Below are 25,501 nucleotides of genomic sequence, written 5' to 3' on the forward strand. Positions count from 1 at the left end.
CTTGTCATCTCGAACGAGCGCAGCGAGTGAGAGATCTCATCAATCCAAGCCACAGGAAGCAAAAAGAGATTTCTCGCTTACGCTCGAAATGACAAGGAGGGAAGTCGAAATGACAAAGGGGGGAGGCGAAATAACCAAGGGGAATAGAAGTGACAGAGGAAAACCAGAATGATAAGGAGGATAACGAAAGGATAAAGCAATAAAGGGGCATGAAAAAGCAAAAAGTCCGGAGTATCCAAGGGCAGATAAAAAAAGCGCAGCCGGCCGCTTTTTTCCCGCGGCTTGCTACGCTCAACTAAAGCAAATGCTTTTGCTTAGAAAAACTTCTTTACCAGCAACTCTGCAATTTGCACGGCGTTGGTAGCCGCCCCTTTGCGCAGGTTATCGGCAACAACCCACAGGTTGAGCGTGCGCGGCTGACTCTCATCGCGGCGCAAGCGCCCTACAAACACTTCATCCCGGTTTTGGGCGTAAAGCGGCATGGGGTATTCGAGCTTGGCAGGATTATCGAGCAAGACCACGCCCGGGGCTTCTTGCAGCAGTTGCCGTACTTCTTCAAGCTCAAATTCTTCATGAAATTCGGCATTGATGGCTTCCGAATGCCCGCCAATAACCGGGATGCGCACTGCTGTGGCGGTTACACCTATGCTGTCGTCTTGCAAGATTTTGCGGGTCTCGTTCACCATCTTCATTTCCTCTTTGGTGTAGCCGTTTTCCATGAACACATCTATATGAGGCAGTGCGTTCAGGTCAATGGGGTAGGGGTATGCCTTGTTAGTTGCTTCTTTGCCGGCACGCTCTTCCATCAATTGGTCCACTGCTTTTTTGCCGGTGCCGGTTACTGCTTGATAGGTAGCCACCACAATGCGTTTGAGGCGGTAGCGGCGGTGCAGCGGATGCAGTGCCACCACCATCTGGATGGTAGAGCAATTGGGATTGGCTATGATTTTGTCTTCCTCAGTGAGCAGATGACCGTTGATTTCCGGCACAATCAGCTTTTTGCCGGGATGCATGCGCCAGGCAGAGGAGTTGTCGATGACGAAGGTGCCTGCTTCCGCAAAGCGGGGGGCATATTCGAGCGAGGTGCTGCTGCCTGCCGAAAAAATAGCGATATCCGGCTTTTGAGCAATGGCATCTTCTATACTTATTACGCTGTATTCCTGCCCGTTGAAGCTTATTTTTTTGCCTACCGAAGCCGGCGAAGCCACAGGCAGCAAGGTCGATACGGGAAAACGGCGCTCTTCGAGCACCCGGAGCATGGTGCCGCCTACCAAGCCGGTGGCACCCACAACTGCTACTTTCATAGAACTCTTCATTTTGGATGGTTGAATGCTTACTAAACGTGGCTCAAAGATATAGATTGTAAATAAAGTGCAAAGAAAAAGAGGCGTGAAGAACGCATGGCTTCATTGGCAAAAGTTCCTTATCTTTCAAGCAACTAAGTACGGGCAAGCATGAAGCAAACTGTTGATTTGTGGAAAAGCAATTGGTGGGGCATTTTTTTCTGGCTGTGGGGCATTGGCGGTTTAGTACCGGCACAGGCGCAATACCTGATTGAACACAGCGACCGCTATACCCGCCTGCTTGAACTGGGCATAGGTGGCAATGCCTATATGGGCGACCTCAGCAGCCGTTATGACTTCTGGTCGCCGCACATGGCGCTGGCTTTGCATTTTACCAAAAAAATGAGGTGGAACAGCTCTTTAAATTTGTTTGTGGGGTCCTTACGCAGCGAGAACTATGCCTATCAAGCCCCCGAACCCTCGGTGCGCACGGTGAAGGCGTTCAATACCGCCTTCCAAAGTTTGCAGTACCGCCTGTATTTTAATTTCATCCGCAAAAGGCATTTTCAAGCTTATTTGCAGTTGGGGGTGGGGCTGTTGCGCTACGACCCGCGCGACTTGGAAGGCAACAGCTTGGCAGAACAAATCGATACGCGCCCGCCCGGAGAAGAATACGGTACGATGGCTCTGGTGTTTCCCTTTGGTGCCGGCATGCGCTATGTGTTTGTCAATGGCTGGGGGTTGCACACTGAATTGAGCTGGTGGAACCCCACGACGGATTACCTCGACAACATCGGCACTTTGGGCACACGTCCCGGCAACGACAACATGCTTACTTTTCGCTTTGGCTTGTGCGTGCCGCTGAAAAAAGAAACAGCTTTGAAGCTCTTGCCTTTGCCGCCGGTAAGCGAGCCGGTCTATGCCCGCTAAAGGCAAGCCGGGCATATCATAATAAAAAACAGCCCGAAAATATTCCGGACTGTTAGTGAGGTATGTATTACACTATGAATAGAGTACTTAAAGCCGTCCGATGATTTGGCGTGAGATGACCAGCTTTTGTATTTCTGAAGTGCCCTCGCCTATGGTGCACAGCTTGGCATCCCGGTAAAATTTCTCTACCGGAAAGTCTTTCACATAGCCGTAGCCGCCGAAAATCTGCACGGCGTCGTTGGCTACACGCACAGCCACTTCCGAAGCATAGTATTTAGCCATGGCAGACTGTTTGGTGACAGGCAGCTTGCGGTCTTTGAGCGAAGCAGCCTGATAGGTCAGCAGCTTGGCTGCTTCTATTTCCGTTGCCATGTCTGCCAGCTTGAACGCAATGGCTTGAAACTTGGCGATGGCTTGTCCGAACTGTTCGCGCTCTTTGGCATACTGCAAGGCGGCTTCATAAGCGCCTTCGGCAATGCCTACCGACAGGGCAGCAATGGATATGCGCCCACCATCGAGAATAGCCAGTGCCTGACGGAAACCGTCGCCTACCTGTCCCAGTATGTTCTCTTTGGGCACCCGGCAGTTGTCAAAGATGAGCTCGGCAGTTTCGGAAGCCCGCATGCCCAGTTTGTTTTCTTTTTTGCCCCCCATAAAACCGGGCGTGCCCCGCTCTACAATGAAAGCGGTAGCGTTGCCTGAAGTATTGGGAGCGCCGGTGCGGGTCATCACTACGGCTACCTGTCCGCTGATGCCGTGGGTGATGAAGTTCTTGCTTCCGTTGATAACATAAAAATCACCATTGGCAACGGCGGTAGTGCGCATATTGCCGGCATCGGAGCCGGTGTTGGGTTCGGTCAAGCCCCAGGCGCCTATCCATTCGCCCGAAGCCAATTTGGGCAGGTATTTTCGTTTTTGCTCTTCGGTGCCGAACTGCAAAATATGATTGGTACAGAGGGAATTGTGGGCTGCTACTGACAAGGCAATGGAAGGGTCCACTTTGGCAAGCTCTATGATGGCGGTTACATAGGCATCATAGCCCAAGCCGGCACCGCCGTATGTTTCAGGTACCAAGATACCCATTAAGCCCAGCTCGCCCAGTTCGCGGAAAAGCTCAACGGGAAAAGTCTGGCTTTCATCCCATTCCATGATATGGGGCCGGATGCGACGCTCGGCAAATTCACGCACGCTCTCGGCTATTTCTTTGAGTAACCCCTCTCTTTCGGTGGTTATGGTGGTCATAGCTTTGTTGTTCTTTGGTGTGTAAAATAGGAAGATTTTTAGATTTTTTAAAACAAAACAAAGTTAAGCAAAATTTGTTTTTCTCTCATTATCCAAAAGCAAAATGTTAGAGTTTGTAAAAGGCACAGGAGAGGGGCTTATGCTTGCATTCTGCCTTTGATTCTATTTGCGCAACTGCGCAGAATTTAGTTTTTTTGCAAAGCCTGTCATTCATGCAGATACCAAATGTTTGTGAGCACACACATACCGCCTTCTATTTTTGCGATTATCCCCCTTGGGGGGGATGCATAACACATCTTTTGCACTACTGCTTAGGCTTGCTCACTGCCATATCCGCATACCTGCCGGCACATTCCGTTATCGATTCTTGTCTTATCCGTTCACATAAAAAAGCATTGTAGTTATGTCATATCCGGAGTATAAAGGGCTTGACTTAGCCCAAGTCAACCGTGAAATCTTATCTTTTTGGAAAGAGCACGGCACTTTTGAAAAGTCCGTAAACCAACGCGAAGGAAAACCTTCGTTTGTGTTTTATGAAGGGCCGCCCTCTGCCAATGGCAAGCCGGGCATTCACCACGTGATGGCGCGCACCATTAAAGACCTTTTTTGCCGTTATAAAACACTCAAAGGCTTTCAGGTGAAGCGCAAGGCCGGATGGGACACACACGGCTTGCCCGTAGAGTTGCAGGTAGAAAAAGAACTGGGCATCAAGAAAGAAGACATTGGCAAGAAAATATCCATTGCCGACTACAACCGCCGTTGCCGTGAAACCGTGATGCAATACACCGACCTGTGGAACCGCCTCACCGAAGAGATGGGCTACTGGGTCGATTTGAACAACCCATATATCACCTACGACAACAAGTACATAGAAACCCTGTGGTTTTTGCTCAAGGAGCTTTACAAGAAGGGGCTGCTTTACAAAGGCTATACCATACAGCCCTACTCGCCGGCAGCCGGCACAGGCCTTAGCTCGCATGAGTTGAACTATCCCGGCACCTACAAAGAGGTAAGCGATACCTCGGTGGTGGCGCAGTTTAAAGTAAAGCGCAATGAGCAGTCGGCTTTCCTTTTCGATGACGAGCAGGAAGAAGTCTTTTTCTTGGCTTGGACCACCACCCCCTGGACACTGCCTTCGAACATGGCACTGGCCGTAGGCGAAGATATTGACTATGTGAAGGTGCGCACTTTCAACCCCTATACCCACCGCCCGGTGTCTGTTATCTTGGCAAAAGACCGCTTGCCTGCCTATTTCTCGAAAAAAGCCGAAGGTTTGGCACTAAGCGATTACCAAGCGGGCGACAAGCTGATTCCTTATGAGATAGCCGGGCAATGGAAAGGCAAGGACCTGGCCGGCATACGCTATGAGCAGCTCTTGCCTTTCTTGCAAAAAGAAGAATGGGAAGAAAAAGCTTTCCGCGTCATTATTGGCGACTTCGTAAGCACCGAAGACGGTACCGGTATCGTGCACATATCGCCTACTTTTGGGGCAGACGACGCCCGCGTAGCCAAACAAAACGGCGTGCCTGCCATGTTGGTCGAAGGCGAAGACGGCAGCCTCATGCCCACCGTAGATAAAGAAGGGAAGTTCATTCGTCCTATTGGCGAAGCATTACTCAAAAAAATGAAGGAGTTGGGCATCCGGGCACATAAGGAGTTCACCGCCGACGACTTCTATGTGAAAAACTACCTGGATGAAGACGAGTCACAGCCCGACTACAAAAGCACCGATGTTATTTTGGCCATCATTCTGAAAGAAGAGAACAAGGCATTCAAAGTGGAAAAATACGTGCACAGCTATCCACATTGCTGGCGCACAGGCAAGCCCGTCTTGTATTACCCCTTGGATTCTTGGTTTATACGCACCACTGCCCTGAAAGACAGGATGGTAGAGTTAAACAAAACCATCAACTGGAAACCGGCATCTACCGGTGAAGGGCGCTTTGGCAACTGGCTAGAAAACCTGGTCGATTGGAACCTGTCGCGCTCGCGCTATTGGGGCACACCTTTGCCCGTATGGCGTACCGAAGATGGCAGCGAAGAAAAATGCATTGGTTCGCTCGAAGAGCTGCGCGTCGAAATACAAAAAGCCAACGAACGTTTGGGCTTGCAGCAGTCCACCGACCTGCCCGACCTGCACCGTCCTTATGTAGATGAAATCGTTTTGGTGTCGGACAGCGGCAAACCCATGCACCGTGAGCCGGACCTCATCGACGTGTGGTTCGACTCAGGTGCCATGCCTTATGCCCAATGGCATTATCCTTTTGAAAACCAAGAGGAATTCAAGAAATCCTTCCCTGCCGATTTTATCAGCGAAGGGGTGGACCAGACCCGCGGTTGGTTCTTTACCCTGCATGCCCTGGCGGTGATGCTCTTCGACAGCGTGGCTTTCAAAAATGTGGTTTCTACCGGCTTGGTGCTTGACAAAAACGGCGATAAAATGTCGAAATCGAAGGGCAATGTGATAGACCCCTTCGAGACACTGGCTACCTACGGCGCCGACGCCACCCGCTGGTATATGGTGAGCAATGCGGCTCCTTGGGAAAACCTGCGCTTCGACCTCGCCGGCGTCGATGAAGTGAAGCGTAAGTTCTTCGGTACCCTCTACAACACCTATAGCTTCTTTGCGTTGTATGCCAACCTCGATGGCTTTACCTACAAGGAAGAGCCCATCCCTGTGGCGCAGCGCCCCGAAAGCGACCGTTGGATTATCTCCCGCCTCAATACTTTGATTGCTACCGTAGAGCAGGCAATGGAAGACTATGAGCCCACCAAGGCTACCCGTGCCATTCAGCACTTCGTGATAGAGGACCTGAGCAACTGGTATGTGCGTTTGAACCGTAAACGCTTCTGGAAAGGCGAATACAATCAAGACAAAGTGGCGGCGTATCAGACCCTCTACGAGTGCCTGGTAACTATTGCCAAGTTGACTTCGCCTTTTGCACCCTTCTATGCCGAGCGTCTTTACAAAGACCTGAACGACACCACCGGCAAGGAGCCGTTTGAGTCGGTGCATCTGACTGACTTCCCGCAGCCGCTTGCCGCTCACATAGACCGCGACTTGGAAGAAAAGATGGATTTGGCACAGCGCATCTCTTCGCTTACCCACGCGCTGCGCAAGCGTGAAAAAATCAAAGTGCGTCAGCCATTGCACCGCATTCTTATTCCTGTTTTGAACGATACCATGCGCCGGCAAATAGAGGAAGTTGCCGACATCATCAAGGCAGAGGTGAACGTGAAAGACATAGAATTTGTAGATGACTCTTCCGGTATCTTGGTGAAAACAGCCAAGCCCAACTTCCGCCGGTTGGGACAAACCTACAAACAGCTGATGAAACCCATTGCGGCAGCCATTCAGCAGTTTGGTGCCGATGAAATCAAAGCACTGGAGCAGACAGGCAGCTATACCATAGAAGTAGAAGGGCAGTCCATCACCCTCACCCAAGAGGACGTCATCATTGAGTCGAAAGACATCGAAGGCTGGTCCGTTGCTTCCGAGCGCGGCTTGACAGTTGCTTTGGATACCCGCCTCGACGATGACCTGCTCATGGAAGGCATTGCCCGTGATGTGGTGAACCGTATTCAGAACCTACGCAAAGACCTGCAGTTTGAAGTGCAGGATAAAATAGCCATCCGTGTGCAAAAACTCGATGAGCTGTTCAATCGTGCCATAGAAACCCACAAGGCTTACATCATGCAGGAAACGCAAGCTCTGCAGCTTGAGCTTGTAGATGACTTGCCGGATGCTCATGTGTTTGACTTGGACGGGCGCGAGCTGCGGGTGTCTGTTTCGCTTGCCGAAGCCATGAAAGCCTGACCCCTGCCGTCAGAATAAAGGAAGCAAGGGCGTGGCGCAAGCCATGCCCTTCTTGTTTGCTTACCTCCCGTAAATGAACGGCTAAAAGTTCATCCGCTTTTCGCCTGCTTATGAGCCGGAAACGGAACAAAATCTTATTTTTGAAAATTGTGTGTGCGCTTTAATCAGTACGCTAAGCTAAATTCCAACAAACGAATGGCAACACTCATAGCAGACAGCGGAGGCACCAAAACCGATTGGGTGTATATACACGAAGCACAGCAGATAAAAGTAAAAACCGCCGGTTTGCATCCTTTCTACATGGACAGCGCCGCCATGCAGCAGACAATAGAAGCCACTTTGTTGCCCGTTCTGGCGCGGTTGCCTTCGCCCGCAGCGATTTTTTTCTATGGGGCAGGCTGCAGCAGTCAAGAGAAGAAGCAGCAGCTAACCAAAGCACTTGCTGCCTGTTTTCCCGAAGCACATATAGAAGTGGAGCACGACATGCTGGGGGCTGCCCGTGCGCTGTGGGGGCATCGCCAAGGAATTGCCGCCATCTTGGGAACGGGGGCTAATGTGTGCCTCTATGACGGGCAAGCCATTACGGATAACCCGCCAAGCTTGGGCTTTTGGTTGGGCGATGAGGGCAGCGGGGCTTATCTGGGGCGCGAGTGGGTGAAGCTTTACTTGCATGGAGCCCTGCCCGGAGCATTACAAGAAGCCTTTCGCATGCAATATGCCTTGCGCTTAGACGACGTCTTGCAGGCTGCTTACCACAGTGCACATCCCAACCGATACTTTGCGCAGTTTGTGCCCTTTCTTAAAGAGTATTGCACAGATGAGTACGTAGGCACTTTCCTACGCCATGCTTTTGATTTGTTTTTTGAACGTTACCTTTGTAAAATAAAAGATTACTACCTCTACCCGGTGGCTTTCACGGGCTCTATAGCCTTCCATTTTCAAGAGCTCTTGCGTGCATCGGCGCAATCATTCGATGTGCAGGTGGTGCGTATAGAACAAAGCCCCTTGCCCGGTTTGTTGAAATATCATGAAATGGTGTAAGTAAAAATATTATGAGCATAACAGAATCTCCTTCACATTACGACCACCTGGAGCAGATGAGCATCAGAGAGCTGCTCGAGGGCATGAACCGCGAAGACCAAACCGTGCCTTTGGCAGTGGCAAAAGCTATCCCACAAATAGAGGCAGCCGTCAAAGCCATTGTGCAGAAGATGAAAGCGGGTGGGCGTTTGTTTTATATTGGTGCCGGCACCAGTGGGCGTCTGGGCATCGTCGATGCCTCGGAGTGTCCGCCTACCTTCGGCGTGCCTCATGATTTGGTCATTGGCATCATTGCCGGCGGCGACCGGGCTATTCGCAAAGCAGTGGAGTTTGCCGAAGACGATGAGCAACAAGCATGGAAAGACCTGCAGGCTTACGACGTATCGCCGCGCGACGTGGTGGTAGGCTTGAGTGCCTCGGGACGCACGCCCTATGTCGTAGGCGGCTTGCGTGAAGCTCAAAAAAATGGCATAACGACTGTTTGCATTACTTGCAATCCGGATACCGCCTTGGCGAAGGTTGCTCACTATCCCATTGAAGTCATTGTAGGTCCCGAGTTTGTTACGGGCAGCACACGCCTGAAGGCAGGTACCGCGCAAAAGCTGGTACTCAATATGATATCTACGGCTACTATGATTCAGCTGGGGCATGTACGCGGCAACAAAATGGTAGATATGCAACTGGCTAACACGAAGCTGATAGACAGGGGTTGTAAAATTATTATGGAAGAACTGGGGCTTTCTTACACAGAGGCAAGGAATTTGCTCGAGCAGTACGGTAGTGTCCGTAAGGTGATTGAAAGCTTTAACGAATAGCCCCATGAAAAAAAATATCTGCTTCGCCATACTGTTTTTTTGTTGCTTGGGCGCTCTCTTTCCGCTGCAAGCACAACAGGAGCGCATTGAACAGGTGCTAAGCCTTGGTTTGAATGACGCCCAAAAAATTATGGAAGCCTACAATGCACCTCTGGGCAGAACCATTGGCTTTGCCATGAGTGACGGTTGGCATGAAACTGCCCAGCCCTTGAAACGATGGCAAAGTAATTTTCGCTTTGTGCAATCGTCGGTGGTGTATCCGGCTTATGAGCAGCGCTACAACCTGATTGACCTGGGGCTTGAAAATGGCATTGTCATAGCGGGCGACAGCTCTGCCCCAACAGCCATCGGGGAGCGTGGCGACTTGTCCGTTTTGCGCAACCGCTTAAACGACAGCCTGGTGTTTTTACCGCAAGGTTTGGGGCTTATTTATAAACAATATGCCTTCTTTCCCGCGGTATATCCTCAATTTAGCATTGGTTTGTTCCGTAATACGGAGCTGAGCATTCGTTTTTTGCCCAATGTGGCACCTTTGGTCAGTCCCTTTGTCAGCGACATACCCGATAACATTCAAATGAGCTACTGGGGGGTAAGCCTCATGCATGACTTGAAGCAGTGGATTCCTTCTATTGCTTTGGCACCTTTCAGCCTGTCGGTGTGGGGGAGCTACTCACAAGCCAACTTTTCCTATCCTTTGGAGCTTCGTTCCTTGGGTGCCGGCGATCCCCGTGATCAGTTGCTGCGCTATGGCGTAACGGCTTACAGTGTGGGGATGGCTGCTTCTAAAAAAATTGCTTTTCTGACTTTTTTTGGGGGCATGCAGTATGATAAGAGCATCGCCACCAACCGTCTGGAAGGCACCTATAAGGTGGGAGAGGAAATCATCACCAATCCCATAGATCAAACTTATGAAGGGCAACGCATAGCCGCTAACATAGGTGCCAAGTTGCGCGTGAAAAAGACCTTTTTGGCAGTCAGTGCCGTGTTAAGCCAATACAGTACTTTGAGTGTCACCATTGGTTTTGGCAACAACAACCCCTAAATCCCTTTTTGAATATTCCATAGCCAGTTGAGCACGATAAGCACAGCTAAAGGCAAAAGCACAGCCGGCCGCCGGAGCCACCGCTCTGCCAGTAGATAAAGGCTATAGGTGAGTGTTTTCTTTTTGATCAGGTCGTAAAGCAAAAAGAAAGGGAGCAAAGCCAATGCCATAAGCGCCGGAAAGCTCAGAGGATTATAGTATAGTGCCCGCTGCCAGTATCCTTGCAGGGCAGCCAACATGCCCCGTGTAGTGCCACAGCCGGGACAGGCTATTCCTAACAGGTTTTTACTCCAGCAAACGCCCAGTTTGGCAGCCTGATGACCGGCGTATAAATGCCAGCTTATCCAGGCATAAGCTGCAAGCACAAGCAAGCTTGTAAAGGCATAAAAGCGCTTTTTTTTCTGAACTTGCAGTTTATTTCTGATATCGGCAGGTGTTTGTTTATGCATTTGCTATGCTTTTTGTTTTTACTTTTTATCAAGTTATCAAGAAGTTATTTGTAGATAATATTTTAATGACAGCGAGCATTTGGAAGTTTTTCACAAAAGCCGGCCAGCCGGGATGGGCAAGCCTTATCCCTATTTACAACCTCATAAAATTACTGGAAATAGTGGGGCGTCCCACTTGGTGGATTGTTCTGTTTATCATTCCACTTGCAAACATCGTAGCTATAATCATTGTGTACATTGATTTAGCCCAAAGTTTTGGTAAAGGTACCGGCTTTGGAATTGGTATGCTTTTGGTGCCATTTGTATTTCTGCCCATGCTCGCTTTTGGTGATGCCGAGTATGAGGGACCGGCAGCTGCCCGGCAAGCATAGGTTGTAGAAACAACCCGCCAATATTACAAAAATAGCAAAAGAGGAAGCAGCCCGCTTCCTCTTCTTTTTTGTTTGGTCATGCAAAAACTACTTAGCAGAAAGTTGTGCGAATCAAAAGATTGTTCTAAATTTGGCAGTCTAAAATTGGGTACAATGGCAAAAACATCAAATAAAGACAAAGAAACGCCCAAAGCAAACGAATCTTTGGCAGAAGCATTGGTGGAAAACCCGGAGGTGGTATTGAACGAAACCACCGATTTCTTAAAGAGGAACCGTCAGCGCCTGACCATCGGGCTGGTGGCTCTGGTGGCGGTGGTAGGGGCCTTCATGGCTTACCGTTACATGAAAAGCACGCAGCAGGAAGAGGCATTGAACGAATTGTTTGCTGCTGAAACCTTTTTTGCCTTGGATTCCACCAAACTGGTGCTTGAAGGCAATGGTAACTATTTGGGTGCCCTGCAAGTAGCCGAGGAGTATCCGATGGCAGAAGTAGAGGATGCTGCTCACTTCTATGCCGGTGTGGCTTATCTGAAAGAGGGCAACTATGAACAAGCCATTGTCGAGCTCAAACAATTCAAAGCAAAAGATGCCTTAGTACAGGCGCGTGCCTATGCACTTTTGGGCGATGCCCACGCCGAGCTGAAGCAATGGGAGGAGGCCGTGGCTGCCTACGAAAAAGCAGCTAAGCACAAACCCAACCCTTATTTTACACCCGTTTACTTGATGAAACAGGCTTTGGCTTACGAGCAGATGGGCAAGTGGGCAGAGGCAGTGGAAACCTACGATGTGATTCTGAAGCGTTTCCCCAATGCACAAGTGGTAAACGAAGCCAAGAAGTACAAGGCGCGTGCAGAGCAGTTGAGCTCTACGCCGTCTAATTAAGCACGCATTCAACACTTCAAAAACATACAGATGGGTAGAGCTTTCAAACTCTACCCATTTTTTGTTGATTCACTCAAATAGAGCAAAATCTATGGCAACCCAACTCAAAAATCTAAGCGACTATTCACAAAAAAACATAGGCGACATCAGTGGTAAACGCTTTGCCATTGTGGTGGCCGAGTGGAACGAACAGGTAACAGGCAAACTGCTGGAGGGGGCTTATCAAACACTTCTGAAGCATGGAGCCAAAGAAGAGAACATTGTGGTGAAGACCGTGCCGGGTAGCTACGAGCTGAGCTTGGGGGCACAGTGGATGGCACAACGCCCCGACATCGATGCCGTCATATGTTTAGGATGCATCATTCAGGGCGAAACCCGTCATTTCGATTTTATTGCGCAAGCCGTCGCCATTGGTTTGACCGAAGTAGGCTTGAAATGGAATAAGCCGGTGGTGTTTGGGGTGCTCACCCCCGATACTTTGCAACAGGCTTTGGATCGTGCCGGCGGAAAGCACGGCAACAAAGGCGACGAAGCAGCCATCACAGCCATTAAAATGTTGGGATTTGATGCTGTTTAGCCTTTTCTTCATATTACCGCCGATTTTTCCACAGTAAAAAACATACAGCTATGAAAGTACTGAAGTTTGGAGGCACCTCTGTGGGCAGTGCCGAACGCATGCGCTCGGTGGCTTCTATCATTGCCCAAGAGCAAAAACCACTGATGGTAGTGCTCTCGGCTATGTCGGGAGTAACCAACCGCTTGGTTGATTTGAGTAATGCCCTGAAAGCCGGTCATTTGGGGCTTGCACGTCAGGCTGTAGCCGATATTGAGCAGAAGCACCGTCAGGCAGCTGAATCGTTGCTTGCCGAAAGTCCGGCACTTTTGCAAGAAGCCCTGGCTTACATTGCCGATACCATCCAACTGCTTACCTCATCCTTTGCCATGCCTTGGAGCATTGAGCTGGAGAAAATATTGCTTGCGCAAGGCGAATTGCTCTCTACGCACTTGTTTTACTTTTATACCCGCACGCTGAATTGGGACAGCCGCCTGCTTTCGGCGCTTTCTTTTATGCGTACCGACGAGCACAACGAACCCGATATCAACTACATTCGCCGGGAGCTGCTTGGGCAGCTCGAAGCCCATCCGGCAGAGGTGTATATTACGCAAGGATATATTTGCCGCAATGCCAAGGACCAAATAGACAACCTGCGGCGTGGCGGCAGCGATTATACCGCTTCCTTAGTAGGCGCAGCCATAGGCGCAGAAGAAGTGCAAATATGGACCGACATTGACGGCATGCACAACAACGACCCGCGCATTGTGCCCGATACTTTTCCGCTGCGCAAACTCTCTTTCGACGAAGCAGCCGAGCTGGCTTATTTTGGTGCCAAAATACTACACCCCGCCAGCATCTTACCGGCGCAAAAATATAAAATCCCGGTGCGCCTGCTCAATACCATGGAACCGCAAGCCCCCGGCACCCTCATCACCGACGAGTCCGTAGAGCGCGACATCAAAGCCATTGCGGCTAAAGATGGCATCACCGCCATTAAAATCAAATCGAGTCGCATGCTGCTGGCTTATGGTTTCTTGCGTCGTGTGTTCGAGGTCTTCGAGCGTTACCGCACCCCCATCGATATGATTACGACTTCGGAGGTGGCCGTATCGCTGACCATCGATGATGACACACACCTGGACGAGATAGTGAAAGAGCTGCAAGCCTTTGGGCATGTGGAAGTAGATAAGGAGCAGACCATCGTTTGCATTGTGGGCAACTTCGTTGCCGACAAGCCGGGCGTGGGGGTTGGCATCTTCGAAGCCTTGCGCAACATCCCTTTGCGTATGATTTCCTATGGTGGCAGTCCACACAACATTTCTCTGCTGCTCGATACGCGCTACAAAAAAGAAGCTTTGCTGTCATTGAATGAACACCTGTTTAAAGCCGAACCGGCACGCTCATGAAACTCTACTGCCTGCGTCATACAAGCATTGAAGAAGCCTACGGAGCGTTGTGTTATGGGCAAAAAGAAGTGCCCTTGAAGGAGGCTCTTTTCGAAAAAGAGCTGGCAAAGCTGCAGACTTATCTGCCCGGCCACTTCGATGCCCTGCTTTACAGTCCGCTGGAGCGTTGTGCCCGTTTGGCAGAGCGTTTGCCTGCCCGTCAAAAAATGGCAATACCCGCTTTGAAGGAGCTTTCCTTTGGTGAGTGGGAGGGGGTGCCTTGGAACGAAATACCCGAAGAAGCGCTGCAGGCATGGATGCAGGACTATGTGCACCGGCAACCGCCCGGTGGCGAAAGCTACAAACAATTGTGTGAGCGCTTGCGCACGGCCATAGACTACACCTTGGAGTTGGAACAAGAGACCGTGGCTTGGGTGACTCATGCCGGCTGCATGCGTGCCCTGCTTCATCTGCTGGTGAACATACCTTTGCCTATCACCTTCTTTACCAACTTGCAAACGCCTGCTTTGGCTGTTTTCGAGTACAAAGACGGCTACTGGTTTCTTGACTGCTGGAATCCGCCTGTGTAGCGGTTAGCTACCTTGTAAATATGAAAGCATTGCTTTACTTTTGACCAAAGCCTATGTTTCACCTTATAAACCCAAAGCACGATGTCAACCGTCATTCCTTGGCAAACAGCAAAAGAATACGAGGATATTACCTATAAAAAGTGCAATGGTGTTGCACGCATCGCCTTCAACCGTCCGAATGTGCGGAATGCCTTCCGGCCAAAGACGGTATTCGAGTTGTATGATGCTCTTTTAGACGCCCGCGAAGATACCTCCATAGGGGTGGTTCTACTGACCGGCGAAGGACCTGCCGATGATGGCGTGTATGCCTTTTGCAGCGGTGGCGACCAGCGCGTGCGTGGTAAAGAAGGATATGTGGACGACAATGGTATGCCGCGGCTCAATATTCTGGAAGTACAGCGTTTGATTCGTTTCATGCCCAAAGTGGTGATTGCCGTGGTGCCCGGTTGGGCAGTGGGCGGCGGCCACAGCTTGCATGTGGTCTGCGACCTGACCATTGCCAGCAAAGAGCACGCCATTTTCAAACAAACCGATGCCGACGTAACCAGCTTCGACGGCGGCTATGGCTCTGCCTATTTGGCACGTATGGTGGGGCAGAAGCGGGCACGTGAAATATTCTTCTTAGGGCGCAACTATTCGGCACAAGAAGCCTACGAAATGGGCATGGTGAATGCGGTGGTGCCCCACGACCAACTCGAACAAGTGGCATATGAGTGGGCACAAGAAATTCTGAAGAAAAGCCGTATTTCCATCCGTATGCTGAAATTTGCCTTCAACTTGGTAGATGATGGTTTGGTGGGGCAGCAGGTATTTGCGGGCGAAGCCACCCGCCTGGCTTATATGACAGAAGAAGCCAAAGAAGGGCGCGATGCCTTCCTTGAAAAGCGCAAGCCTAATTTCGATCAGTTCCCTTGGATACCATAAAAAGCAAAAGTGTCTGTTAAAAGCAGAAAGAGCAGCGCTTATGAGCACTGCTCTTTTTTCATGATTTAAAAAATACGAAAGCGGGGAAGCATGCTTTGCCCTTTGGCAAACGCTTACTCCAGCTTCCAGGAGCGCAAGCTGCGCAAAGCGTCGTAGTCGGTCATGTCGAATTTGCAAGGAACAATAGACACATAACCGTGCTCAAGCGCCCACACGTCAGTATCGTCGCCGGCATCTTCGTTAATGAAGTCGCCCACAAGCCAGAAATAGCGGCGTCCGGTGGGGTCGTAGCGCTCATCGAAGTTTTCTTGCCAGCGGGCTTTGGCTTGCCGGCACCAGCGGATGCCTTTGAGTGGGGCATGTTTGCTGTGTGGGAAGTTTACATTCAGAGCCACATGTTTGGGAATGCCTTGTTCCAACGCTTGGCGCACTATCTTGCGAATCCAGTCGAAAGTGTGGCTGAAGTCGGCTTCATGCGAATAATCGCACAAAGAGAAACCTATAGCCGGTAGTCCTTCGATGGCCGCTTCAATGGCTGCTGACATCGTGCCCGAGTAAAGCACGCTTACCGAAGAATTGCTGCCATGATTGATGCCGCTCACCACCAGGTCGGGTGTGCGGTCTTTAAGCACATAATGCTTGGCAAGCTTTACGCAGTCGGCAGGGGTGCCCGAGCATTCGTAGGCTACCAAGTCATCGAAGATATTGACTTTTTCGAGGCGCAGCGTATCGCCTACGGTAATGGCGTGGCCCATGCCCGATTGGGGACTATCGGGGGCTACCACAACCACTTCACCGAATTCGCGCATCAGGCGCACCAGGTGGTGCAAGCCGGGTGCTGCAATGCCGTCGTCGTTCGACACTAAAATTAAAGGACGTTTGGAATTCATGGATTTATCGAATCGCTTGGTTATAGTAATTCACTATTTTGATGAGGTCGCCCACTTCGTCGGGGTTGAGCTTGTTTTGCTTGATGAAGTTATGAAGGCGTTCATCCATGCCGGGCAAAAAACGAAACAAGTCTTTTTTGTCTGTATAAGGGCGTATTTCGCCGTTTTCATACAAAAAGAAGGGTTCAAAACGCGGGCGCCGCACAGCCACTGACGGACCGATGACATAAGGCGAGGTGGTAGTAACCATTTGGGTTACCAGGCGCTCACGTGCCAATAAGGTAACAAAGTCGCCGGTTGTCAACACTTCAAAGATGGTAGGGCTTTTGTAGTTGCTGCCCGGGTTTTTGGCATAGGGCAACACTATAAACAAACGCTTGCGTTTGTAGTACGTATCGAAAAATTCGAAGTAAAGAATTTGACGGGCGCTAAAGGTTTGTATTTGCTCGTTGCTTGTCTGTAGTTGCACTGCGTCGTTTTCAAGTGTATAGCGTAGTTTGCCACGCAGTGTGTCGCCGTCGTTATGAATCAAAAAGCCTTGGTGCCAGTGCTCTTCGGCAAAATAGTATTGGGCAGCTGCTTCAAAACCGGACAGCAGCCCAATACCCAGCCAAAAACACAATGCCCATAAATGACTAAGAGGTTTTGTTTTCTTCTTTGAGAATTTCATGCCCCAGTTTGTCGCGTTTGGTCTGAAGATACTTTTCATTATGTGGATTGGGCGTTATTTCTATTGGTACCCGTTCTACAATTTCCAAGCCATAGCCCATTAAACCGGCGCGTTTTTTCGGGTTGTTTGAGATAAGGCGGATTTTGTGCACGCCCAGGTCGCGTAAGATTTGCGCTCCCACGCCATAATCGCGTTGGTCGGGCTTAAAGCCCAAATGCTCATTGGCTTCCACGGTGTCCAGTCCTTGTTCTTGCAGCTTGTAGGCTTTCAGTTTGTTGAGCAAACCAATGCCGCGCCCTTCTTGATTCATATACAAAACAATGCCTTTCCCTTCTTTTTCTACCATTTCCATGGCACGGTGAAGCTGCGGACCACAGTCACAGCGGCATGAACCGAAAATATCACCGGTAACACAAGACGAGTGTACACGCACCAATACGGGCTCGTCCGGTTCCCAGCGCCCTTTGATAAGGGCCAAATGCAAATCGCCGGTATCTATTTGCCGGTAGGCTATCAAATCGAAGTTGCCCCATTGGGTAGGCAGCTCCACGCCTATTTCCCGTTTGATGAGTGAATCTTTTTTCAGGCGGTAAGCAATCAGGTCTTGAATGGACACCAGCTTCATGCCGAACTTATCGGCTATTTTGCGCAGGTCGGGCAGGCGTGCCATGCTGCCGTCGTCGTTCATCACTTCGATGAGCACACCGGCAGGGCGCAGGCCCGCCAAACGGGCCAAGTCAACGGCGGCTTCGGTATGCCCGGCGCGGCGCAACACGCCCCCGTCGCGGGCTTTGAGTGGATTGATGTGGCCCGGGCGCCCGAAGTCATCAGCTTTCATTTTGGGGTCGGCCAGTGCGCGTATGGTCATGGCGCGGTCATAGGCCGACACGCCGGTGGTGCATCCATGTCCCAGCAGGTCTACCGTTACGGTAAAGGCGGTTTCATTGGGTGCGGTGCTTTTGCCTACCATCAAATCCAAATTCAACTCTTTGCAACGCTCTTCGGTGAGTGCTACGCACAAGACGCCACGCCCCTCTTTAATCATGAAATTGACCATTTCGGGGGTGATTTTTTCGGCAGCGCAAATAAAGTCCCCCTCATTTTCACGGTCTTCGTCATCAACGACTATCACTATTTCGCCACGTGCAATGGCTTCGATAGCTTCTTCTATGCTATCCAAACGAATGTCTCCTGCTTGTTCCATCGTAATTTTCAAAGTATAATTGGCAATTGTAAAACAACGAAAAAGGTTGTATAGTTTGAGAAAAAACTGCACCTTAGTTGTGAACTAATGCAAAGATACGTTTTTTATGGAAGCAATACACGCAACTACGGTCTTGGCTGTCAAGCACAACGGCAGCATTGCCATTGGCGCCGACGGGCAGGCCACCTTGGGCAATACGGTGATGAAGTCACATGTAAAGAAGGTGCGCAAGCTGCAAGACGGCAAAGTGATTGTGGGTTTTGCCGGCTCTACGGCCGATGCTTTTACCTTACTGGAGCGCTTTGAAGAAAAGCTTAATAAATTCGGCGGCATCATGGAGCGCGCAGCCATTGAATTGGCAAAAGACTGGCGCACCGACCGCTTTTTGCGGCGCCTCGAAGCCATGATGATTGCCATTTCCAAAGACGACATTTTGATTATTTCGGGTACCGGCGACGTGTTACGCCCCGATGAGGAGGTGGCAGCCATTGGCTCGGGAAGTATGTATGCCCAATCGGCAGCATTGGCACTCAAGCGCCATGCCCCTCACCTGAGCGCGCGCGAAATGGTGGAAGAGGCTTTGCGTATTGCAGCCGATATTTGCATTTATACCAACCACAACTTCACCATTGAAGAACTCGCATCTTAAATTGTAAAACAATAAATTTATGGGAGACATAGGTAGCTTATTTTGGATTATTTTCCTGCTCATATCTTTTCAGCCGGTCATCAGCCGCAAGCTGTTGGAGTCAGCGCGGGTGCGTTTCCTTGCGCGCCTTGAGCGCAAGCGCAACTCAAAAGTGATTTTGTTGATTCACCGCCAGGAGAGCATGAGCTTTTTAGGCTTTCCGGTGGTTAAGTTCATTTCCATGGAAGACTCGGAGGAGGTATTGCGGGCTTTGGAGATGACACCGCCAGAAAAAGATATTGACTTGGTGTTGCACACGCCCGGCGGGCTGGTGTTGGCAGCCACACAGATAGCACGTGCCATTAGCCGCCGGAAGGGGAAAGTGCGTGTAATTGTGCCGCATTATGCCATGAGTGGGGGCACGCTCATAGCATTGGCCGCCGATGAAATCATTATGTCGCCCAATGCGGTGCTGGGGCCTCTGGACCCTCAACTGGGCGAATATCCGGCGCCGTCGCTCATACGGCTAAAAGCAATCAAAGACATCAACAAAATCGATGACAAGATGCTGATTTATGCCGATGTGGCAGAAAAAGCAACGGCACAGCTACAGGAAACCATTCGTGAGCTGCTTATCAAGAACTACCCCAAAGAAAAAGCAGATGAGTTGGCAAAGGTATTGACAGAAGGCACCTGGACCCACGATTATCCTATCAACTTTGCCAAGGCACAAGCCTTGGGCTTGCGTGTGAGCGACCAAATTCCGGTGGAGTTCATGCAGCTGATGACCTTGTATCCGCAGCCGGTTCGCACCCGCAATGTGGAGTATTTGGAGCCGGTGCATGGCGGTGCTTTTTCAAAATAGGCAGGAAGAAAGAGCGAATCATAAAACAAACCGGTGCTTCTTGTTCAAGCAGAAGCCCGGTTTTGTCTTTTATTAGCGGCTCACGAAAAGCAACAGCCCATAGCCGATGACCATTAGCCAGTCTTCGTTGCCGCTGATGGCAGGAATACGGACCCAGTCTTGGGCGCAGGCTAAGCCTAAACCAAAAATGAGAATACTGATTAGACGCAGCAGATAACGTGTGTTTTTGTTCATGAGAATAGTTTTTTTGATGGAGATACATTGTAGTACGAAAAATAAAAAAGAGAGCTTAAAAAAGCTCCCTTTTTTTATTTGTTTTCAGGAAAAACAGGCGTGTTACCCATTCATTGACAGCAAGAATTCGCGGTTGTCCATGGTGCCGCGCATTCTTTCCAGCAAAAACTCCATGGCTTCTATGGAGGTCATGTCGCTCATGTATTTGCGCAATATCCATACCCGGTTGAGCTCGTCTTTGTCCATAAGCAAATCTTCGCGACGGGTGCCCGAAGCCGGTATGTCTATGGCCGGATAGATACGACGGTTGGCCAGTTTGCGGTCCAGCTGCAACTCCATGTTGCCGGTTCCTTTGAACTCTTCAAAGATCACCTCGTCCATTTTGGAACCTGTGTCTATCAGGGCAGTAGCGATGATGGTAAGCGAGCCACCATTTTCCACATTGCGTGCCGCACCAAAGAAGCGCTTGGGTTTATGCAGCGCGTTGGCATCGACCCCACCGGACAGAATTTTTCCGGACGAAGGAATGACCGTGTTGTAAGCACGTGCCAAACGGGTGATAGAGTCAAGCAAAATCACCACATCGTGCCCACATTCTACCATCCGTTTGGCTTTTTCGAGCACTATAGAAGAAACTTTCACATGACGTTCGGCCGGCTCATCGAAAGTGGAAGAGATGACCTCGGCGCGTACACTGCGCATCATGTCGGTGACTTCTTCGGGGCGCTCGTCGATGAGCAACACAATCAAATAGACTTCCGGATGGTTTTCGGCAATGGCATTGGCAATTTGCTTGAGCAGCACGGTTTTCCCTGTTTTGGGCTGTGCCACTATCAAACCACGCTGCCCTTTGCCTATGGGGGCAAACAGGTCGAGCAAGCGGGTAGAATACAGGTCAGGTTTGGTACTTAGCTTGAGCCGTTCTTGCGGGAACAGGGGCGTCAGGTGTTCAAAGGCAATTCTATCGCGTATTTCATCGGTGCTTCGGCCGTTTACGCTATGGATGCGCAGCAATGCGAAATATTTTTCACCGTCTTTGGGAGGGCGCACCGGACCTACTACCGTATCGCCGGTTTTTAGGCCGAACAGGCGTATTTGAGAGTGAGATACATATACGTCGTCGGGGCTGGGGAGGTAGTTATAATCTGCCGAGCGCAGAAAGCCATAACCTTCGGGCTGAATTTCCAACACGCCCGTGCAATCCACTATGCCTTCGAAGTCCTTGATAAGCTTGCGGTAATAACGGCGATCTTTTACCGGCTCGGCAGGCTGCGTGTTGGCAGGTGCGGTTTCTTGTTCTGCTTTGGGCTCTTCTTTTTCTGTGGGTTCTTTTTGTTGAGGACTTGGCGTCGCGCTTTCTTTCGTAGATTTTGTTTCTTCCTTAGCAGCCGGTGTTTCTTTTATTTTATTGGCATCCGCTTGGGTTTCCTGCTTTGCCTGGTCTTTTTCTTGGGGGGTAGAAGTCTCTTCCGTGCTTTCTTTTTTGGTTTCAACTACATTGGTTCGCTTGCGCCGGCGCGTACTTTTTTTCTCTTCTGCTTTTTCTGTTTTCGCTTCTTTATCTTTATCGTCAGTTGTCCCGGTCTTTTCTTCCGCTGCCTTTTGGTTTTCTTCGGCTTCTTCTTTTTTGTCAGTAACCTCTTTCACATTTTGCCGCTTACGACGCGTTTTGCTTTGAGCATTGGTTTTCGAAGCAGTTTCTTGTGCTTCTTCGGTCGAGGGGGCAGGCTCGGTGGTTTCTGCTGGGGGGGCCAATTTCTGAAGCTCCTCTTCGGGAAGCACCGCTTGCTGGTCCAGTATCTTATAAATAAGCTCTTGCTTAGAGAGTTTTTTGTAGTTGGATAACCGGAGTTGCTCGGCTATCTCCCTCAATTCCGAAAGCAACTTAAGTTTTAGATCTTCGATGGTGTACATACAGGTTTAATTAATTTTAGCTTTTCCTGAAATTCAAAAAATGTTAATGAACAGGCTTTTTATGATTTATGGACTCGAAACAAAAAGCTTATGGCCGCTTGTCTGTTTTGATTGAACGATAAGATAAAATGAGGATCGACACAAGATTATCGGTTGTCATATTCTTACAACGACTGCTGCCGTCTATTACACGGAATGCAGTTTCTTCAATTTGTGTGGTTGTTGTTGGATAATAAAAAGATTGAGTGCGCGGACATCCGCAAATATAAAAAAGAAATGCTGTAGGCAAATCCCGGAGTAAAGAGCTTTTGTGTTCTTATAGTGGCGAATTTAGTAAAAATGAATATTACCGGCAAATAAACTGTTTGAATCCTAATCATTTTTTTAATTTGCCGGGAGTTTTACAGAAACAACATTCAGCAGCTTATGTTAACTATACAGCAAATAAGAGAGCAAAAAGAGCGCGTAATTGCCGGCTTGGAAAAAAAACGTGTGGCCGGGGCGCAACAATTGATTGATGAAGTATTGCAGCGTGATGCGGAACGTCGCCAAATACAAAAACAACATGACGATGTGCTTGCCGAGTCCAATCGTGTAGCCAAGTCGATTGGCCAGCTCATGAAAACAGGGCAAAAAGAGGAGGCGGAAAAAGCCAAAGCGCAAGCCAAAAGCCTTAAAGAAGAGGCACAACGCCTGGTAGAAGCACTGCGCGAGGCAGAACGTAAGTTGCAGGAGCTACTGGCCACCATTCCCAACATTCCCCATGAAAGTGTACCGGAAGGTGTCTCAGCAGAAGACAATGAAATAGTAGAACAGAAAGGCGAAATTCCTCTATTGGGTGAAGATGCCTTGCCTCACTGGGAGCTTATTGTAAAATACGATATTATCGACTTTGAAACCGGTAGCAAAGTAACCGGCAGCGGTTTCCCTTTCTATAAGGGAAAGGGGGCGCGCCTGCAGCGTGCTTTACTCAACTTCTTTTTAGACCGTGCCGTGGAAGCGGGCTACGTGGAAGTGCAACCGCCGGTTTTGGTAAACGAAGCATCGGCTTTCGGCACCGGGCAGTTGCCCGATAAAGACGGGCAGATGTATCATATTGAACGCGACAACCTGTATGTTATTCCCACGGCGGAAGTGCCTATCACCAACATGTATCGCGATATGATACTGGAAGAGCATCAGCTGCCCATCAAGCATGTGGGATATACGCCTTGTTTCCGGCGGGAGGCAGGCACATGGGGGGCCGATGTGCGTGGCTTGAACCGCCTGCACCAATTCGACAAAGTGGAAATCGTACAGATACGCAAGCCCGAAGAGTCTTATGCGGCGCTGGAAGAAATGCGGCATTATGTGCAGTCTTTGCTGGAAGCCCTGGAGCTGCCCTACAGAGTGGTAAAACTATGCGGGGGGGATATGAGCTTCACCTCGGCGCTTACTTATGATATGGAAGTGTTTGCTGCGGGGCAGAAAAAGTGGCTGGAGGTGAGTTCTGTGAGCAACTTTGAGTCGTACCAGGCTGCCCGCATGATGCTGCGCTATCGTACTGAGAACAAAAAAACTGAATTGCTGCATACTTTGAACGGCAGTGCCTTGGCATTCCCGCGTATTGTGGCAGCCTTGTTGGAAAACAACCAAACGCCCGAAGGCATTCGTATCCCTAAAGCACTGCAGCCTTACACCGGCTTTGACATAATTAACTGAATTGTTTGAATCGTTTTCAGAACAGAAAAGAAGCAGCTACTGCCGGTAAGTGGCTGCTTCTCTGTTTTGGTTACTTCAGCAGGTCGCGCAAAGCGGCTTCCGGCTCGGTGAACTCATAGCTGAATCCGCTTTGAATAACTTTTTCGTTGCTTACACGGTTGCCGCCCAGCACCAGATTGGCCATTTCGCCCAGCAGTGTTTTCAACACAAAAGCGGGAACTTTGGGCAGCCACAACGGACGCCCCAGCACACGGGCAATGATGCGTGTCATCTCTGCATTGGTTACCGGCTTGCCCTCCACGGCATTGTAAACGCCGGTGTCCAAAGGTTTTTGTAAAGCATACAAGAATAAGCGGCAAAGGTCACGTATGTGTATCCAGGAAAGGTATTGCTTTCCACTGCCCAGCGGTGCCCCTACAAACCAACGTACCGGGCGTGCCAGCTGCGGCAGTGCGCCGCCTTCGTTGCTCAATACAATGCCAATGCGTAAAGCCACCGCAGGCATAAGTTCCGCTATGCGGAAAATTTCTTTTTCCCATGCAACCACTACCTGTGCCAAAAAATCATTGCCCGGCGGGCTGTCTTCATGCAAAAGACGGTCGCCGGTATCGAAGCCGTAATAGCCCACTGCCGAGGCCGATACGAAGTGTTTCACACGGTGAGGGTTGTTTTTCAGTGCCTTATATAGCAAAGCAGTACTACGGGTGCGGCTTTCCAGAATCAGACGCTTGCGCTCGGCAGTCCACGGTTTATCGGCAATGCCGGCACCCGCCAAGTGAATGATGTAGTCGCTTTCTTCCAGTGCCTTGGGATCGATCTGTTCTTTTTCTATATCCCAAAGATAAGTTTTGGCATGAGGCAATTGCACCGGGCGCCGGCTTAGCACGCCTATCCGGTAGGGTAGTTGTTGCTCTATGATGAAGCGGCGCAAGTAACTGCCCACCAGTCCGGTGCCCCCGGTGATGAGTATTTGTGGTTTATCATTCATCGAACAAAGAGTTTTGGGCAGCAGGCGGCACTATACCCAAGTGTTTGTATGCCAGAGGCGTTGCTTGCCTGCCGCGTGCAGTGCGTTTGATATAACCTTCTTGTATAAGGAATGGTTCGTACACTTCTTCTATTGTTTCGGCATCTTCGCCGCAGGCAGTGGCTATGGTCGAAAGCCCCACCGGTCCCCCTTTGAACTTATGAATGATGGTGGACAATATCTTATTGTCCATTTCATCGAGCCCGTTTTTATCTACATTGAGCGCTTGTAAAGCCATTTCGGCAATGGGCAAAGTAATGACCCCATCGCCTTTGACTTGTGCAAAGTCGCGGGTGCGGCGCAACAGGTTGTTGGCAATGCGGGGAGTGCCGCGGCTCCGGCGCGCTATTTCCAAGGCGGCTGTTTCTTCAATTGGAATGCCCAGCAAACGTGCCGAACGAATGACAATTTTTTGTAGTGTGGAAGCATCGTAATAGTTGAGGCGGGCAGTAATGCCGAAGCGGGCGCGCAGGGGGGAGGTCAGCAAACCGGAACGCGTAGTAGCCCCAATCAGCGTAAAGGGATTCAGGCTGATTTGCACACTGCGGGCATTGGGACCCGTGTCCAGCATGATATCAATGCGATAATCTTCCATGGCAGAATACAAATATTCCTCTACCACGGGATTGAGGCGGTGGATTTCATCAATAAACAACACGTCGTGTGGCTCAAGCTTGGTGAGCAAGCCGGCAAGGTCACTGGGCTTGTCGAGCACCGGTCCGGAAGTGATGGTCAAATTTACCCCCAATTCATTGCTGATGATGTTGGCCAAGGTCGTTTTGCCCAAGCCTGGCGGTCCGTGCAGTAGCACATGGTCGAGGGCTTCGCCCCGCTGCAAAGCAGCTTGCACGAATACCCGCAGGTTCTCTACTATTTGAGGCTGCCCGGTAAAGTCTTCGAAACTGAGGGGACGTAGGGCGCGCTCTATTTCCAAGTCTTTGTTGGACAGATGCTCTTTTTCTGCCCTTAGTAAGTCGTTTCTTCCCATAGCTTTTGGTACGTCAGCTATTCAAAGATACAAATTTATGACTGCATCAGGCA

The 25,501-nt window shown here is 50.1% G+C and carries 24 protein-coding genes; 14 read left to right on the plus strand and 10 right to left on the minus strand.

All coding sequences use genetic code 11. The features are described 5' to 3' along the window. Window positions 1–314 precede the first annotated feature (314 nt). Window positions 315–1,304, minus strand: coding sequence for an aspartate-semialdehyde dehydrogenase (locus K384_RS11295; RefSeq protein WP_038032484.1), 990 nt, complete (start codon window positions 1,302–1,304; stop codon window positions 315–317). A gap of 150 nt (window positions 1,305–1,454) precedes the next feature. Between K384_RS11295 and K384_RS11300 the strand changes: the two genes are divergently transcribed. Then, complete coding sequence (locus tag K384_RS11300) at window positions 1,455–2,213, plus strand: hypothetical protein (protein ID WP_038032485.1); 759 nt, start codon at window positions 1,455–1,457, stop codon at window positions 2,211–2,213. An 87-nt stretch (window positions 2,214–2,300) separates the two neighbouring features. Here the strand turns inward: K384_RS11300 and K384_RS11305 are convergent, their stop codons facing one another. Further along, window positions 2,301–3,455, minus strand: coding sequence for an acyl-CoA dehydrogenase (locus tag K384_RS11305; RefSeq protein WP_038032487.1), 1,155 nt, complete (start codon window positions 3,453–3,455; stop codon window positions 2,301–2,303). 403 nt (window positions 3,456–3,858) lie between these two features. Between K384_RS11305 and ileS the strand changes: the two genes are divergently transcribed. The 4 genes from ileS (at window position 3,859) to K384_RS11325 (ending at window position 10,170) form a co-directional block, all read left to right on the plus strand. Then, complete coding sequence (gene ileS / locus K384_RS11310; protein WP_038032489.1) at window positions 3,859–7,272, plus strand: isoleucine--tRNA ligase; 3,414 nt, start codon at window positions 3,859–3,861, stop codon at window positions 7,270–7,272. Window positions 7,273–7,467: 195 nt separating this feature from the next. Then, window positions 7,468–8,313, plus strand: coding sequence for a hypothetical protein (locus K384_RS11315; RefSeq protein WP_038032492.1), 846 nt, complete (start codon window positions 7,468–7,470; stop codon window positions 8,311–8,313). Between the two features lie 11 nt (window positions 8,314–8,324). Continuing rightward, the gene (gene murQ, locus K384_RS11320; RefSeq protein ID WP_038032494.1) at window positions 8,325–9,128 is read left to right on the plus strand and encodes an N-acetylmuramic acid 6-phosphate etherase; all 804 of its coding nucleotides are present in this window, start codon (window positions 8,325–8,327) and stop codon (window positions 9,126–9,128) included. Between the two features lie 4 nt (window positions 9,129–9,132). Continuing rightward, complete coding sequence (locus K384_RS11325; RefSeq protein WP_038032496.1) at window positions 9,133–10,170, plus strand: DUF6588 family protein; 1,038 nt, start codon at window positions 9,133–9,135, stop codon at window positions 10,168–10,170. Here K384_RS11325 and K384_RS11330 read toward each other — a convergent pair. Beyond that, on the minus strand, window positions 10,167–10,619 hold the full coding sequence (locus K384_RS11330) for a DUF2752 domain-containing protein (RefSeq protein ID WP_051633358.1): 453 nt from the start codon (window positions 10,617–10,619) through the stop codon (window positions 10,167–10,169). The two genes, K384_RS11325 and K384_RS11330, sit on opposite strands and share 4 nt — an antisense overlap. A gap of 65 nt (window positions 10,620–10,684) precedes the next feature. On the opposite strand from K384_RS11330, the gene K384_RS11335 reads away from it, so the two are divergent. The 6 genes from K384_RS11335 to K384_RS11360 all read left to right on the plus strand — a co-directional run bounded on the left by K384_RS11335 (window position 10,685) and on the right by K384_RS11360 (window position 15,327). Next, window positions 10,685–10,990, plus strand: coding sequence for a DUF5684 domain-containing protein (locus tag K384_RS11335; protein ID WP_245605307.1), 306 nt, complete (start codon window positions 10,685–10,687; stop codon window positions 10,988–10,990). A gap of 153 nt (window positions 10,991–11,143) precedes the next feature. Next, window positions 11,144–11,872 (plus strand): tetratricopeptide repeat protein, encoded by a 729-nt coding sequence (locus tag K384_RS11340; RefSeq protein ID WP_051633359.1) that lies wholly within the window; start codon window positions 11,144–11,146, stop codon window positions 11,870–11,872. 91 nt (window positions 11,873–11,963) lie between these two features. Next, window positions 11,964–12,449 (plus strand): 6,7-dimethyl-8-ribityllumazine synthase, encoded by a 486-nt coding sequence (gene ribH / locus K384_RS11345; RefSeq protein WP_038032501.1) that lies wholly within the window; start codon window positions 11,964–11,966, stop codon window positions 12,447–12,449. Window positions 12,450–12,499: 50 nt separating this feature from the next. Beyond that, complete coding sequence (locus tag K384_RS11350; protein ID WP_038032504.1) at window positions 12,500–13,834, plus strand: aspartate kinase; 1,335 nt, start codon at window positions 12,500–12,502, stop codon at window positions 13,832–13,834. After that, window positions 13,831–14,403: a histidine phosphatase family protein gene (locus tag K384_RS11355; protein WP_051633360.1), complete on the plus strand. Its 573-nt coding sequence runs from the start codon at window positions 13,831–13,833 to the stop codon at window positions 14,401–14,403. Before K384_RS11350 ends, K384_RS11355 begins: the two co-directional genes overlap by 4 nt. Before the next feature lie 81 nt (window positions 14,404–14,484). Then, a complete protein-coding gene (locus K384_RS11360; RefSeq protein WP_211245251.1) occupies window positions 14,485–15,327 on the plus strand; it encodes a 1,4-dihydroxy-2-naphthoyl-CoA synthase in 843 nt (280 codons plus the stop codon). A 113-nt stretch (window positions 15,328–15,440) separates the two neighbouring features. Here K384_RS11360 and surE read toward each other — a convergent pair whose 3' ends face one another. The 3 genes from surE to K384_RS11375 are packed head-to-tail and all read right to left on the minus strand — an operon-like array spanning window position 15,441 to window position 18,091. Beyond that, entirely contained in the window at window positions 15,441–16,217 is a 777-nt protein-coding gene (gene surE / locus K384_RS11365) for a 5'/3'-nucleotidase SurE (protein WP_038032506.1), read from the minus strand. Window positions 16,218–16,221: 4 nt separating this feature from the next. Then, on the minus strand, window positions 16,222–16,887 hold the full coding sequence (locus K384_RS11370; RefSeq protein WP_157630147.1) for a hypothetical protein: 666 nt from the start codon (window positions 16,885–16,887) through the stop codon (window positions 16,222–16,224). After that, the gene (locus tag K384_RS11375) at window positions 16,853–18,091 is read right to left on the minus strand and encodes a bifunctional 3,4-dihydroxy-2-butanone-4-phosphate synthase/GTP cyclohydrolase II (RefSeq protein WP_038032536.1); all 1,239 of its coding nucleotides are present in this window, start codon (window positions 18,089–18,091) and stop codon (window positions 16,853–16,855) included. The genes K384_RS11370 and K384_RS11375 overlap by 35 nt, the downstream gene beginning before the upstream one ends. 106 nt (window positions 18,092–18,197) lie before the next feature. On the opposite strand from K384_RS11375, the gene hslV reads away from it, so the two are divergent. Both hslV and K384_RS11385 read left to right on the plus strand, forming a co-directional pair. Then, window positions 18,198–18,740: an ATP-dependent protease subunit HslV gene (gene hslV / locus K384_RS11380; RefSeq protein WP_038032511.1), complete on the plus strand. Its 543-nt coding sequence runs from the start codon at window positions 18,198–18,200 to the stop codon at window positions 18,738–18,740. A gap of 19 nt (window positions 18,741–18,759) precedes the next feature. Further along, window positions 18,760–19,584, plus strand: a complete 825-nt coding sequence (locus tag K384_RS11385) for an SDH family Clp fold serine proteinase (protein WP_038032514.1) — start codon at window positions 18,760–18,762, stop codon at window positions 19,582–19,584. Between the two features lie 72 nt (window positions 19,585–19,656). On the opposite strand, the gene K384_RS13775 is transcribed toward K384_RS11385, so the two are convergent. Further along, entirely contained in the window at window positions 19,657–19,818 is a 162-nt protein-coding gene (locus tag K384_RS13775) for a hypothetical protein (protein WP_157630148.1), read from the minus strand. 102 nt (window positions 19,819–19,920) lie between these two features. Then, window positions 19,921–21,732 carry a transcription termination factor Rho gene (rho, locus tag K384_RS11390; RefSeq protein WP_038032516.1) on the minus strand — a complete coding sequence of 604 codons (1,812 nt, stop codon included), beginning with the start codon at window positions 21,730–21,732 and terminating at the stop codon, window positions 19,921–19,923. 426 nt (window positions 21,733–22,158) lie between these two features. On the opposite strand from rho, the gene serS reads away from it, so the two are divergent. After that, window positions 22,159–23,433, plus strand: coding sequence for a serine--tRNA ligase (gene serS, locus K384_RS11395; RefSeq protein WP_038032517.1), 1,275 nt, complete (start codon window positions 22,159–22,161; stop codon window positions 23,431–23,433). A gap of 70 nt (window positions 23,434–23,503) precedes the next feature. Here the strand turns inward: serS and K384_RS11400 are convergent, their stop codons facing one another. Beyond that, a complete protein-coding gene (locus tag K384_RS11400) occupies window positions 23,504–24,421 on the minus strand; it encodes a TIGR01777 family oxidoreductase (RefSeq protein ID WP_038032518.1) in 918 nt (305 codons plus the stop codon). Next, window positions 24,414–25,448, minus strand: a complete 1,035-nt coding sequence (gene ruvB, locus K384_RS11405; protein WP_038032519.1) for a Holliday junction branch migration DNA helicase RuvB — start codon at window positions 25,446–25,448, stop codon at window positions 24,414–24,416. Before ruvB ends, K384_RS11400 begins: the two co-directional genes overlap by 8 nt. Window positions 25,449–25,501 lie beyond the last annotated feature (53 nt).

Origin of the sequence: Thermonema rossianum DSM 10300 (genome assembly GCF_000426825.1) — a bacterium.
Taxonomy (GTDB): Bacteria; Bacteroidota; Bacteroidia; order Cytophagales; family Thermonemataceae; genus Thermonema; species Thermonema rossianum.